General features: G+C 33.2%; 14 protein-coding genes. 10 read left to right on the forward strand and 4 right to left on the reverse strand.

Translation table 11 applies throughout. The features are described from left to right. Positions 1–106: 106 nt before the first annotated feature. Positions 107–598, reverse strand: coding sequence for a CIA30 family protein (locus ACP7AV_RS09100; RefSeq protein WP_426091687.1), 492 nt, complete (start codon positions 596–598; stop codon positions 107–109). A gap of 109 nt (positions 599–707) precedes the next feature. Continuing rightward, positions 708–1,142, reverse strand: a complete 435-nt coding sequence (locus tag ACP7AV_RS09105) for a hypothetical protein (RefSeq protein WP_426091688.1) — start codon at positions 1,140–1,142, stop codon at positions 708–710. Between the two features lie 359 nt (positions 1,143–1,501). Between ACP7AV_RS09105 and nadC the strand changes: the two genes are divergently transcribed. From nadC to priA, 4 genes are all read left to right on the forward strand, one after another. Then, positions 1,502–2,359 carry a carboxylating nicotinate-nucleotide diphosphorylase gene (nadC, locus tag ACP7AV_RS09110; protein WP_426091689.1) on the forward strand — a complete coding sequence of 286 codons (858 nt, stop codon included), beginning with the start codon at positions 1,502–1,504 and terminating at the stop codon, positions 2,357–2,359. Next, positions 2,356–3,264: a YihY/virulence factor BrkB family protein gene (locus ACP7AV_RS09115; protein WP_426091690.1), complete on the forward strand. Its 909-nt coding sequence runs from the start codon at positions 2,356–2,358 to the stop codon at positions 3,262–3,264. The genes nadC and ACP7AV_RS09115 overlap by 4 nt, the downstream gene beginning before the upstream one ends. 122 nt (positions 3,265–3,386) lie before the next feature. Then, positions 3,387–3,815, forward strand: coding sequence for a DUF2147 domain-containing protein (locus tag ACP7AV_RS09120; RefSeq protein ID WP_426091691.1), 429 nt, complete (start codon positions 3,387–3,389; stop codon positions 3,813–3,815). Between the two features lie 76 nt (positions 3,816–3,891). Beyond that, entirely contained in the window at positions 3,892–6,357 is a 2,466-nt protein-coding gene (gene priA, locus ACP7AV_RS09125; RefSeq protein WP_426091692.1) for a replication restart helicase PriA, read from the forward strand. 10 nt (positions 6,358–6,367) lie between these two features. On the opposite strand, the gene ACP7AV_RS09130 is transcribed toward priA, so the two are convergent. Further along, positions 6,368–7,063 (reverse strand): LytR/AlgR family response regulator transcription factor, encoded by a 696-nt coding sequence (locus ACP7AV_RS09130; protein ID WP_426091693.1) that lies wholly within the window; start codon positions 7,061–7,063, stop codon positions 6,368–6,370. 164 nt (positions 7,064–7,227) lie between these two features. Between ACP7AV_RS09130 and rpsF the strand changes: the two genes are divergently transcribed. From rpsF to ACP7AV_RS09160, 6 genes are all read left to right on the forward strand, one after another. Beyond that, positions 7,228–7,569, forward strand: a complete 342-nt coding sequence (rpsF, locus tag ACP7AV_RS09135; protein ID WP_035671622.1) for a 30S ribosomal protein S6 — start codon at positions 7,228–7,230, stop codon at positions 7,567–7,569. A 5-nt stretch (positions 7,570–7,574) separates the two neighbouring features. Beyond that, positions 7,575–7,871: a 30S ribosomal protein S18 gene (rpsR, locus tag ACP7AV_RS09140; RefSeq protein WP_086454224.1), complete on the forward strand. Its 297-nt coding sequence runs from the start codon at positions 7,575–7,577 to the stop codon at positions 7,869–7,871. Positions 7,872–7,936: 65 nt separating this feature from the next. After that, a complete protein-coding gene (gene rplI, locus ACP7AV_RS09145) occupies positions 7,937–8,380 on the forward strand; it encodes a 50S ribosomal protein L9 (RefSeq protein ID WP_091204520.1) in 444 nt (147 codons plus the stop codon). 136 nt (positions 8,381–8,516) lie between these two features. Continuing rightward, positions 8,517–8,990, forward strand: a complete 474-nt coding sequence (locus ACP7AV_RS09150; protein ID WP_426063259.1) for a DUF6495 family protein — start codon at positions 8,517–8,519, stop codon at positions 8,988–8,990. Between the two features lie 75 nt (positions 8,991–9,065). After that, positions 9,066–11,093 carry an NAD-dependent DNA ligase LigA gene (gene ligA / locus ACP7AV_RS09155; protein ID WP_426091694.1) on the forward strand — a complete coding sequence of 676 codons (2,028 nt, stop codon included), beginning with the start codon at positions 9,066–9,068 and terminating at the stop codon, positions 11,091–11,093. Then, positions 11,068–11,808, forward strand: a complete 741-nt coding sequence (locus ACP7AV_RS09160) for a hypothetical protein (RefSeq protein WP_426091695.1) — start codon at positions 11,068–11,070, stop codon at positions 11,806–11,808. The genes ligA and ACP7AV_RS09160 overlap by 26 nt, the downstream gene beginning before the upstream one ends. A 15-nt stretch (positions 11,809–11,823) precedes the next feature. Here ACP7AV_RS09160 and ACP7AV_RS09165 read toward each other — a convergent pair whose 3' ends face one another. Beyond that, a complete protein-coding gene (locus ACP7AV_RS09165; protein WP_426091696.1) occupies positions 11,824–12,735 on the reverse strand; it encodes a bifunctional metallophosphatase/5'-nucleotidase in 912 nt (303 codons plus the stop codon). Positions 12,736–12,884: the final 149 nt, after the last annotated feature.

Below are 12,884 nucleotides of genomic sequence, written 5' to 3' on the forward strand. Positions count from 1 at the left end.
ATTTCAGAGGCGCGAAGATAGAAAAATTAACAGTTTCAAAGCATATTCTCTTTGAAGGAAATTGATAATCTGACTTTAAGTTTGTACAAGAAAATTAAGATGATATTTATTTCACCTCGATGCTATCAATTAGTAAATGAAATGTTTCCTTTTGTTTATTACCTATCAGGAAAGCAATTTCCTCTAAATTAGAACCGTCATAATTAGGTAGATCTAGTTTTTGTCCTCTGAAAGCAGGATATAATTCGCTAATTGGAATTTCTATAGTTTGCCAATCTGTAGTAGTTTGAAAAGGAAATACATACGAATGGGAATCAGTTTGATGGGGCTTAACTCTGAATTGGTATTGTTTACCATCACCTTTAAGACGGATAGAAATGTGTTTAGCATCTGTCAAATCAATTGGTTCACAAACATATTTTACGGAACAAAATCCGCCATTATTTTCTAACGAAACGCTGCCTTCAAAAGTTCCAAATCCATCGGAATTCAGATAGAATTTACTTTGAGATTTTCCGCCCATCACAGTGTCGTTTACAATTTTCCAATTGTTTAAGTCACTTTTTAAATTAAAATCAAAAATTAAAATTGGTTCCATAATTAATGGGTATAGGAAATTATTTAGTGCTAATTAATGTTTTTATTAAATGCAATATTTAAGATTTAAAAACAAAAAGTAGCGTCAACTTTTTAGGATTTATACCTAATTATTTTGGCAACGGAGCACCAACAGCAATATCACAGCGATGATTCGTTTGTCCGTGTGGCGGATTCATGCCTTCAGCGGTAGGCGTTGTTTCCGGTTGAGTTGTAGTTACTGTGTTAGCAGGAACAGCTGTGTTTTGTTGTGGAGTTGCTGAAGCATTTGTAGTAGCCGGAGCGCTTAATGGTGCGCCGACAGCTATATCGCAACGATGACCCGCTTGTCCATGCGCCGGATTCATTCCTGCTGCTACGGTTGTTGGCTGCGTATTTGTATTTTGTTGTTGTTGGGTGGCAGTTTGAGACTGACTTTGCATTTGTCTGCCAACCTCAGTAAAAGGAACTACATTTGTTGGAGTGGTATTTGATGTTTCTACTTCTTTTTTACAAGAAGTGAAAAGTAATGCTGTTACAAAAAAAAGGCTTAAAAAAGATTTCATAAATATTGATTTGATTACTATTTTCAAATATAAGATTTTAAATAATAAATGCCTAAATAAAAATTATTGATTTCGTGTAAACTTGTTTGGATTAAATCTGCCAAATCGTTACTTTTTAGCTTGAAATCCACGAATTTGAGATAAAATTGATGGTGGTTTTTTCCTGTCTAAAAATCAGAAAATATTATTTGTTTTATAGCCTTGTTTACTAACGGAATGAAGCCACAGATTCTGATTTTGGGTTGTAGTTTAGTAAATAAAATAGATCCGTTTGCTACTTTTTCTAAAGATGCCAGTTCGTAAATTTTCAATTCCACAAAATATGCATTACTTTAGCATTCTATAAATTTCCTATAAAAATGATTAGCGATATACAGTTCAAAAACGAGTTAGAGATATTGATACAAAATGCCATTCGGGAAGATGTTGGACCAGGGGATTACAGTTCATTGGCTTGCATTCCGGCATCAGCAACAGGAAAGGCAAAACTACTTGTGAAAGAAGACGGCATTATTGCTGGTGTAGCTTTTGCAAAAATGGTTTTTAAGCATGTAGACGCTAATCTTCAGATTGAAACTTTTATAGATGACGGAACTACAGTAAAAAAAGGAGATATTGTTTTTCATGTTTCTGGGAGTTCGCAATCTATTTTGAAATCAGAACGTATAGTTTTGAATTCAATGCAAAGAATGTCAGCAATTGCTACTAAAACCAAAGAATATGTTCGTTTGTTAGAAGGAACAAATACAAAAATTCTCGATACTCGTAAAACAACACCAGGTTTTAGAGCATGTGAGAAATGGGCAGTCAAAATTGGAGGAGGCGAAAACCATCGTTTTGCGTTGTATGACATGATAATGCTTAAGGACAATCACAATGATTTTGCGGGCGGAATTACTTTGGCGATAGCCAAAACCAAAGCATATCTCAAAGAAAACAACCTGGATTTAAAAATAATTGTGGAAGCCAGAAATCTGGATGAAATTAAAGAAATTCTGGAGAGCGACGGAGTTTACAGGATTTTAATAGATAATTTTAATTTTGAGGATACTAAAAAAGCAGTAGCTTTAATAGGTACAAAATGTTTGACAGAATCCTCCGGAAATATTAACGAAAATACGATTCGGAACTATGCGGAATGCGGCGTAGATTATATTTCGTCTGGCGCATTGACGCATTCTGTTTTTAACATGGATTTGAGTTTGAAAGCATTATGAGCAAAGAAATTGAATTGAAACTACGAAGAATTCCAATTTTACGGAATCTTATGTTTGGTTTAAAAAAGATAAAACTACCTTGGTTAGAAGGTTTGTCTTTGTATGATTTGATCGAAATATATGGCCTTGGAATCATTGAAAGCGCTTTAACTTATCACGCCAGTGCCATTGCGTTTAGTTTTTTCATGGCATTATTTCCTTTTGCATTATTTATTTTAAATTTAATTCCATTTATACCTATTGAAGGTTTCCAAGAAGATTTTTTGATGTTTGTTAAGGACGGAGTGCCACCAAATACTTATGATGCTATTTACAAAATCATTAGCGATATTCTGAATAATAGTGATTCCGGATTGTTATCTTCGGGATTTATATTGTCGATTTTCTTGATGGCAAATGGATTAAACGGAATTTTAGGAGGTTTTGAAACCTCTCGTCATGTGCTTATCAAAAGAGGTTTTGTTCGTCAGTATTTAGTTGCATTGGGAATGTCATTATTACTATCCTTACTGTTATTAGTCACAGTGGCAATAATTGTAGTTTTTGAAGTTTTTATTCAAAAAACAGTCTTTAGTGATCAAATTCAATTAATCGTAATTGGCCGTTACGCTTTTGTTATTTTGATGATTTTAATGACCACTTCGATACTTTTCAAATTTGGTACAAAACACGACAAAAACCGTGCATTTATCTCGATAGGTTCAGTGTTTACAACGATTTTAATTATTTTAGATTCGTATTTTTTTGGGATATGGGTCACTAAATTTTCACAATACAATGAATTATATGGCTCAATAGGAACATTATTGATTTTGATGTTTTATATTTGGATCAACTGTATGATATTGCTGTTGGGATTTGAATTGAATGCCACAGTAAATAAACTAAAAGCAAAAAAAGAGTAAAGTATTAAATTAAAAATAGGTTTAAAATTAGGAGCTATTTCCTGCTATTCGTTTTAATCTTTTCTTTTTTAAAGAAAAAAAGAAAAGGATTTCCACTGCTATCAGGGCTAAAAAAAGAAAAAATGAAAAAAATTATCACAATTCTGGCATTATTTGCTTCAATGGCTTTTTATGGTCAAAATCAAACTGTTCTAGGAAAATGGAAAACCATTGACGACGAAACCGGTAAAGCAAAATCTATTGTTGAAATCTACGAACGTTCCGGTAAAATTTACGGTAAAATCGTTGATATAATTGATGTCGAAAAGAAAAAAAGCTTGTGTACGGAATGTACTGGAGCGGAGAAAAATAAACCGGTTATGGGCCTTGTTATTATCAAAGGACTAAAAAAAGATGGCAAAGAGTACAATTCAGGAAAAATTCTTGACCCAACTACGGGGAAACAATACAAATGCTTTTTAGCTTTGGAAGGAAATGATAAATTAAAAGTTCGAGGATATATTGGTGTAGCCTTATTTGGAAGAACACAAACCTGGAATAGAGTAAAATAATTATAAATTAAGAGTTATGAGTTCAAAGTAAAAAACTACGCATAACTCACAACTCATAACTCTTAATTACTATCAAATGCATTTCGTCGAAGTAATTTTACCACTTTCTCTAGCTAAAACCTTTACCTATTGTGTTTCCGAAGCGGAGTTTCATTACATCAAAAAAGGAATGCGGGTTGCGGTTCCTTTTGGAAAAAGTAAAATTTATACGGCTTTAGTTATTGAAATTCATCAAAATAAACCCGCATTATACGAAGCCAAGGAAATTCATCAAATTCTCGATGAAAGACCCATTGTAACCGAAATCCAAATTGCGCATTGGCAATGGATTGCTTCTTATTATATGTGTGCCATTGGGGATGTGTATCGTGGCGCCATGCCAAGTGCACTTTTACTGGAAAGCGAAACCCTTATTTCTCAAAAAACCGATTCGTTTATAGATACCAGCCTACTTTCAGATGATGAGTTTCTGGTTTATGAAGCTTTGCAACAGCAAAATTCATTAAAAGTGCAAGATATTATTGCGATTTTAAACAAAAAAAATATTTTTCCTGTTATTCAAAAACTGGTTGATAAGAATATTTTAGTGCTTCAGGAGGAAATTCAAGAAAGCTATAAACCTAAATTAGTTCGATACGTACGTTTACATCCTAAATATGAATCCAATCAAGGCTTAAGCGAGTTATTGGAAACATTGAAAAATGCCAATAAACAAAAGGAAATCGTAATGCGTTATTTCCAATTGTGCGCAACTGAAAAGACACAAGGTAAAGCAAAGCCCATTACCGTAAAAAAATTAATTGAGGAAGCTAATTCTTCTGCTGCGATTGTAAAAGCGTTAATCGAAAAAGAAATTTTTGAGGATTATTTTCTACAAGAAGACCGAGTAAATTTCAACGGGAAAATAAAAGAAGATGAATTACGATTAAGTGCAACACAACAGACGGCTTTCGAGGAAATTAAAGAAAGTTTCACTCATAAAGAAGTGTGTTTGTTGCACGGGGTAACTTCCAGCGGAAAAACTGAGATTTATATTAAACTCATCGAAGGATATTTGGCAACGGGAAAACAAATCCTTTATTTATTGCCCGAAATCGCTTTGACGACTCAATTAGTGGGACGTTTAAGAGCGTATTTTGGAAATAAGGTGGCTGTTTTTCATTCGAAATACAACAATAATGAGCGAATTGAAGTTTGGAATCAAGTCTTGCAAAAATCTGAGAAAGCACAAGTGGTAATAGGAGCAAGGTCTGCTCTGTTTTTGCCATTTCATGATTTGGGATTCATAATTGTAGATGAAGAGCATGAACAAACCTTCAAACAAGTAGATCCGGCTCCGCGATATCATGCGCGCGATGCGGCCATAGTGTTGGCACATTCGCATAAAGCAAAAGTACTTTTGGGTTCAGCGACGCCAAGTATAGAAACGTATTTTAATGCCACATCAGATAAATTTGGTTTAGTGGAAATTTTCAAGCGCTTTGGAAACGTGATGATGCCCAACATCGAATTGGTGGATTTGAAGGACAAGTACTTTCGTAAAAAAATGACGGGACATTTTAGTGATGTTTTAGTTGAAGAAATTACAAACGCATTGTCATTAGGAGAACAAGTAATTTTATTTCAAAACAGAAGAGGTTATTCTCCCATCATTGAATGCATCACTTGCGGTCATGTGCCTCACTGTTTACAATGCGATGTGAGTTTGACGTACCATAAAAATAAAAATCAATTGCGCTGCCATTATTGCGGATATAGCATGGCTAAGCCTACGCATTGTCACGCGTGCTCCAGTGTTGATTTGACTACAAAAGGCTTTGGAACCGAACAGATCGAACAAGAATTGATTTCTATTTTTCCAAATTCAAAAATAGGTAGGATGGATCAGGATACTACACGCGGAAAATTTGGTTTTGAGAAAATCATTGATAGTTTCAAAAATAGGGAAATAGATATCTTAGTTGGAACTCAAATGCTGGCTAAAGGATTGGATTTTGATAACGTAAGTTTAGTGGGAATCATGAACGCAGATAATATGTTATTTCATCCTGACTTTAGAGCTTTCGAAAGAAGTTTCCAGATGATGACGCAAGTTGCAGGAAGAGCTGGACGTTCTGAAAAACAAGGAAAAGTAATCATACAAACTTATAATCCCAATCATAATACGATACAACAAGTAACTAACAATGATTATTTGGGAATGTATAAAGAGCAATTGTATGACCGGCAAATTTATAAATACCCGCCGTATTTCAGAATTATAAAACTGACTTTGAAACAGCGTGATTTTGATAAATTAAAAGAAGGTTCTATATGGTTGTATCAGGTGATGAGCCAAAACCTGAATATGCCGGTATTAGGTCCGGAGGAACCGGCTATCAGTAGAATTAGAAATGAATACATTCGAACAATAATTATCAAAATTCCTCAAAATACATCTATTGGAAACACAAAAAAAACTATTCAGAAAATGTTAAATAGTTTTGAGGCTGTAGCTCAGTACAGAGCGATTAAAGTTACGTTGAATGTAGATTTTTATTAATGACAAGATATTAAGAAAAGGAAAGGGCTCGAACTAAATCTTCTTTTTTATGGCGACTCAAAGGAATTTTTGTCATTCCAATTTCAGCGTATTTGCTGTTGAAACGTTCCACTTTATCAATATTGATGATATAGGACTTGTGTACCCTGACAAACTTTTCTTTTGATAAATCATTCTCAAAAGATTTCATGGTAGAAAGTACTAAATTGCTGTCTTCTTCGGTGACAACTCTAACATAATCACCAAACGCCTCAATCCATTTTATTTTAGAAGTAAATATTTTTAGTTTTTTTAAATTACTTTTAATGAAAATATGCTCTCCTTCTTCTTCTTTATTTTCCTTTTTAAGTAAATAAAAATCGATAGCTCTTTTGACCGAAGCATTGAATCTATCGACTGCAATTGGTTTCTGAAGGTAATCAGTGGCATCATAATCAAAAGCTTTCATTGCATATTCAGCCTTTGAAGTGATAAAAATAATTTGTGGTTTTACTTTTAAGCCATCTAGAAAATCAAAACCGTTAATTACTGGCATCTCTATATCAAGAAAAATCAAATCCACATTATGAATAGACATACAACTTCTTGCTTCGATTGCATTAGAAAAATCACCTATTAAATGTAAATTCTGATGATTATTAACTAACTTAGCGATAATCATTCTCTGGATAGAACTATCATCCACCACGACACAGTTTAATTTCATAATTTTGTATTTTAGATTTGGCTACGTAAACGTAATACTTTTTTATTAAAAAAAAATTAATAGAGCCGATTTTTTTACTACACATCGAATAAAACGAAAGAAGACTTGTTTATTAAGAATTAATGGTTACTTTTGCACCCAAAATAACAAATAAATATATATTTATGAATCATTATGAAACTGTTTTCATTTTAAATCCCGTTTTATCTGAAGTTCAGGTAAAGGAAACAGTAAGCAAATTTGAAGATTTTCTTACTAGTAGAGGAGCAGAAATGGTGTCGAAAGAAGACTGGGGCCTTAAAAAAATGGCTTACGAAATTCAAAACAAAAAAAGTGGTTTTTACCATTTATTCGAATTCAAAGTAGCTGGAGAAGTTCTTATTGCTTTTGAAACTGAATTTAGACGTGATGAAAGAGTAATGCGTTTCTTGACTGTAAGTCTTGACAAACATGCTATTTCTTGGGCTGAAAGAAGAAGAACTAAATTAAAATCTACAAAAGCTTAATTATCATGGCAACATTACAACAATCGGCTTCAGGAAAAAAAGACGGAGATATCAGATATCTTACGCCTTTGAACATAGAAACTAACAAAACTAAAAAGTATTGTCGTTTCAAAAAATCAGGTATCAAATATATTGATTATAAAGATGCTGATTTCTTATTGAAATTCGTTAATGAGCAAGGAAAAATTCTTCCTCGTCGTTTGACTGGAACTTCATTGAAATACCAAAGAAAAGTGTCAGTTGCAGTGAAAAGAGCACGTCACATTGCTTTAATGCCATACGTGGCTGATTTACTAAAATAATAAAATAACTCAGTTGTTGGTTTTCTGAAATAAGAAACCTAACTTCTATAACAAAGGACAACAACATGGAACTTATATTAAGACAAGACGTTCAAAATTTAGGATTTAAAGATGATATTGTAACGGTAAAAAATGGTTACGGTCGTAACTTTTTGATCCCACAAGGTCACGCGCATTTAGCAACTTCTTCTGCAAAGAAAGTATTAGCTGAAAACCTAAAACAAAGAGCACACAAAGAAGCTAAAGTGGTAGCAGATGCAAAGGCATTGGCGGAAGCTTTGAAAGCTATCGAAATTAAGATCTTTGCGAAAGCAGGTGGTGAAAAATTATTTGGTTCAATCACCAATATTGATATCGCTGAAGCTTTAGCTAAAGGAGGACAACAAATCGAAAGAAAATTCATCACAAGCGGAATTGTTAAACGTACTGGTAAATATACTGCCAGCGTTCGTTTACACAGAGATGTTATTGTTGAATTAGATTATGAAGTTGTTGCTGAAAAAGCATAAATTTTTTAAATTTATATAATTAAATCTCGATGGAAGTCGGGATTTTTTTTGTTTAGTCTGAACTTGTTTCAGATTCTTTAATTCATAAATAAAGAGCATCTTAAATAATTAAGATGATGAAATAAATTTAGCATAAATGAAATACTCAAGATTAACAAAAGAGCAATTTGAAGAATTGAATCAGGAATTCAGTACTTTTTTAGCAACTCAAGCAATTGATAGAGCAGAGTGGGATACAATTAAAGCTTCAAAACCAGAAGTTGCCGAACAAGAGTTAGACGTTTTTTCTGATTTAATTTGGGAAGGTGTTCTTTCGAAAGCAACCTATTTAGAACATTTTTCTAAAAATCATATTTTCCTCTTTCATTGTTTTGATACCCATGTTCAATCGATTGTTTTGAAATCATTGGTGCCTGAAGTTGATTTTTTGACCAAAGAAGGATTGCAATGGCTTAGCGATAATATGTTTACGGATACTATTGAAATGAAAGTGGGTAAAAAAGAATTTACGGAAGAGCGTAATACTTCAATTTTTGAATTAATACAACAAGGTTCGTTTTTGAGTGATGGACTTTTATTCCAGCAAATAAATACAATTATAGCATCATAATTGCATTGTTATTTCTTTTAAATTGGTTATTTTAGTACACTTTTTCAAAACTAAAATAGCCAATTTTTATTTTCTATGGATATTCAAAATACGATTCAAAAATTAAGGGAGGAATTAAATCAACACAATTATAATTACTATGTGTTAGATAGACCTATAATTTCTGATTTTGAATTTGATTTTAAATTAAAGCAACTTCAAGAACTTGAAAGTCAGTATCCGGAATATTTTGACGAAAGTTCACCATCTCAACGTGTAGGAGGAACCATAACGAAAAACTTCCAGACTGTAACGCATGAACACCGTATGTATTCTCTTGATAATTCGTATTCTAAGGAAGAATTAATCGAATGGGAAAAACGAGTTCAGAAGGTCTTAGGCGATGTCCTGCTAGAGTATACCTGTGAATTAAAGTACGATGGTGCTTCAATTAGCATTACCTATGAAAACGGAATTCTCAAACGTGCTGTTACGCGTGGAGACGGTTTTCAGGGAGACGACGTAACAAATAATATTAAAACTATAAAATCAATTCCGTTGAAATTAAAAGGGAATTTCCCTTCTAAATTTGATATTCGTGGCGAAATAATTCTGCCATTTGCAGGTTTCGAAAAGATGAACCAGGAATTAATTGAAATAGGTGAAACACCTTACTCAAATCCGAGAAATACTGCTTCTGGAAGTTTAAAATTACAGGATAGCGCCGAAGTTGCAAAACGACCATTGGATTGTTTGTTGTATTTTTTAATTGGCAATAATTTGCCTTTTAAATCGCAATTTGAAGGCTTAGAAACGGCCAGAAAATGGGGATTTAAAGCTCCTAAAGAAGCTAAACTGGCGCATAATTTGGATGAAGTTTTTCAATTCATTGATTATTGGGACACTCACAGGCATAATCTTCCTTATGAAACCGATGGTGTAGTAGTAAAAGTAAATTCTTTTCACTATCAGGATGAATTGGGTTTTACTGCAAAATCACCTCGTTGGGCAATTGCCTATAAATTTAAATCAGAACAGGCTTCGACAAAATTAAATTCTATTTCGTATCAGGTAGGACGAACAGGTTCTATAACTCCAGTGGCAAATTTAAATCCTGTGCAATTAGCCGGAACTATTGTTAAACGTGCTTCTTTGCATAATGCGGATCAAATCGAAAAATTGGATATTCGTGTTGGAGATACCGTTTTTGTAGAAAAAGGAGGGGAGATTATTCCTAAAATTATTGCTGTTGATTTGACTAAGCGTCTTGATACTTCAGAGACTACAAAATACATCACCCATTGTCCGGAATGCAATGCTGAATTGGTAAGAAGCGAAGGAGAAGCCAATCATTATTGTCCTAATTTTTATGGCTGCCCACCGCAAATTATTGGGAGAATCCAACATTTTATTTCAAGGAAAGCAATGGATATTGAAGGTCTTGGCGGTGAAACGGTAACCTTATTATTCAATAACGGGTTGGTTCATAATTATGCCGATTTGTATGAATTAACAGTTGAGCAAATTCGCCCTTTGGAGCGAATGGCTCAAAAATCTGCAGAAAATTTGGTGAATGGTGTAGCGAATTCAAAGAATATTCCTTTTGAACGGGTTTTATTTGCACTTGGAATACGCTTCGTTGGTGAAACAGTAGCGAAAAAATTAGCTAAACATTATAAAAGTATCGATGCATTGCGTCAGGCTACTTTGATGGATTTGATTTTAGTGGATGAAATTGGTGAGCGAATTGCACAAAGTGTACTAGATTTTTTTGATAATCAGGAAAATAGTATTATCATTGAAAGACTTAAAAAATATGGAATACAATTTGAAATTATTGAAAAGGTAAATCCAAATGCTACCGAAAAACTTTCGGGCAAAACGTTTGTTGTTTCAGGAGTATTTGAGAAATTTTCCAGAGACGATTTGAAAAAAGCAATTGAAGATAATGGAGGAAAAGTGGGAAGTTCCATTTCGGCAAAAACGGATTATGTTATAGCTGGTGATAATATGGGACCCGCTAAATTAGACAAAGCCAATAAATTAAATGTTTCAATAATTTCGGAAGATGATTTTATCACTTTAATTAATAAAAGTAATGCAGCTACTGACAAAAAATTATAATTTTACACAAGGAAACGCAATCGTTGGTTTAATTTTTTCTTTTGCAATTATCGAAGTTTTGGCAGAATTATTTTCATTCAAAGTAATTTTGTTTGCATTTCGACCTTTGACGGTGTTATTAATACTCTGTCTTTATTGGCTTACTTCTGAGGAAAAGAGCATGCTTTTTTTTGTAAGCTGGTTTTTTTTGCTGCTGACTAGTATTTTAATTCTTTCAGAATCATTACTTTTTTTAATGTTAGGATTAGCCGGAATTGTAATCCATCGAATTTTACTCATACTATATATTATAAAGTTGAATAAGGTCAGCGATTTTGTACCAATACTAATAGCAGTAATTCCTTTTATTTTTATTTTTTCTTATTTGCTTTCTATTTCTGATGAAATTCCAAAGGAGAGTTATTATCCTTTAGTAATCCAAAATATTTTGGTGTCTATTCTTGGAGCAGTTGTTTTGTCTAATTATTTTATGAATGAAACTAAAAATACACCTTGGCTGTCAATCTTTGGAGTATTATCTATAGCGCTGTATTTTACTGTATTTATTGAGAAATGTTTTTTGTCTAACTTACCTCCAACGTACTTTAGACCATTGGGAATGGTTTTGTATGTAACGAGTTATTATGCTTTTTATAAATTTGTCATTGATACCGAAAGATTCAATGCAGATGTAAATGAAGATAACAAACAAACTACTAAAGTTTATTTCAAATAATAAAATCGGTTATAGCTACACTACAATCGATTTTCCTTCAAAAGCTTTTGATTTATTATTATCTACATAAAAATCTATTCTTCCTAAGTTAATACCGTAGCAACCTACCTGATTTACCAAAACTTCTTTGCCCACAAGATTCTTTGCAACCGTAGGTTTGTCCAGAAAAGTATGAGTATGACCACCAATGATTAAGTCAATATCCTGGGTCAGCTCGGCTAATTTTAAATCACAAATCTTATTTGGCTCGTCTCTATATTTGTATCCTAAATGCGACAAACAAATCACGATATCACATTGCTTTTCTTTCTTTAAAATCCGAACCATATCTTGAGCAGTCTCGACAGGATTATTGTACACGGTTTCCTTGTACATTCCTTTGTCAACCAAGCCTGCAAGCTCGATTCCAAGCCCAAAAACACCCACTTTTATTCCGTTTTTATTAAATATTTTATAAGGCTTTACAAAACCATCCATTACAGTATTTTTAAAATCATAATTGGCGGACAGAAATTCAAATTTAGCGTGGGGCATCTGCGCATGTAAACCTTCAACACCATTATCAAAATCATGATTTCCTATTGTAGACGCATCATATTGCATCATACTCATCAATTTAAACTCTAATTCTCCACCGTAATAATTAAAATAAGGCGTTCCCTGGAAAATATCACCTGCATCGAGCAACAATACATTTGGATTTTCTTTTCTGATCGTTTCAATCAAAGCTGCTCTTCGTGCCACGCCACCCATATTTGCATTTCTAGGGTGATCCGCAGGAAATGGATCAATATAACTGTGAACATCATTAGTGTGTAAAACCGTCAATTGTCTGGTTTTAGAGATATCAAAACTGCTTAATGACACACCTAAACTCAATAAAGCTGAACCAGCAGCTGTTTTCTCTATAAATTCTCTTCTTTTCATTTTATGTTTTTTGGAGCTATTTCCCGCTTTACGCTATATCCACGCTAAAAAGCGTGGGATGCCGCTTCAATCGGGGCTATGACTTTATATTTTCAAAATTACTTTCAGTTGTTTAAAACTAAATAATGCGTCTGAACTCTTAATACTTA

It is taken from the genome of Flavobacterium sp. DSR3-2, from assembly GCF_049896525.1.
In the GTDB taxonomy this organism is placed as follows: Bacteria; Bacteroidota; Bacteroidia; order Flavobacteriales; family Flavobacteriaceae; genus Flavobacterium.

Coding starts and splice junctions, on each gene's coding strand:
- ACP7AV_RS09100 (WP_426091687.1), bottom strand. CDS start 598: ATGGAACCAATTTTAATTTTTGATTTTAATTTAAAAAGTGACTTAAAC.
- ACP7AV_RS09105 (WP_426091688.1), bottom strand. CDS start 1,142: ATGAAATCTTTTTTAAGCCTTTTTTTTGTAACAGCATTACTTTTCACT.
- nadC (WP_426091689.1), top strand. CDS start 1,502: ATGATTAGCGATATACAGTTCAAAAACGAGTTAGAGATATTGATACAA.
- ACP7AV_RS09115 (WP_426091690.1), top strand. CDS start 2,356: ATGAGCAAAGAAATTGAATTGAAACTACGAAGAATTCCAATTTTACGG.
- ACP7AV_RS09120 (WP_426091691.1), top strand. CDS start 3,387: ATGAAAAAAATTATCACAATTCTGGCATTATTTGCTTCAATGGCTTTT.
- priA (WP_426091692.1), top strand. CDS start 3,892: ATGCATTTCGTCGAAGTAATTTTACCACTTTCTCTAGCTAAAACCTTT.
- ACP7AV_RS09130 (WP_426091693.1), bottom strand. CDS start 7,063: ATGAAATTAAACTGTGTCGTGGTGGATGATAGTTCTATCCAGAGAATG.
- rpsF (WP_035671622.1), top strand. CDS start 7,228: ATGAATCATTATGAAACTGTTTTCATTTTAAATCCCGTTTTATCTGAA.
- rpsR (WP_086454224.1), top strand. CDS start 7,575: ATGGCAACATTACAACAATCGGCTTCAGGAAAAAAAGACGGAGATATC.
- rplI (WP_091204520.1), top strand. CDS start 7,937: ATGGAACTTATATTAAGACAAGACGTTCAAAATTTAGGATTTAAAGAT.
- ACP7AV_RS09150 (WP_426063259.1), top strand. CDS start 8,517: ATGAAATACTCAAGATTAACAAAAGAGCAATTTGAAGAATTGAATCAG.
- ligA (WP_426091694.1), top strand. CDS start 9,066: ATGGATATTCAAAATACGATTCAAAAATTAAGGGAGGAATTAAATCAA.
- ACP7AV_RS09160 (WP_426091695.1), top strand. CDS start 11,068: ATGCAGCTACTGACAAAAAATTATAATTTTACACAAGGAAACGCAATC.
- ACP7AV_RS09165 (WP_426091696.1), bottom strand. CDS start 12,735: ATGAAAAGAAGAGAATTTATAGAGAAAACAGCTGCTGGTTCAGCTTTA.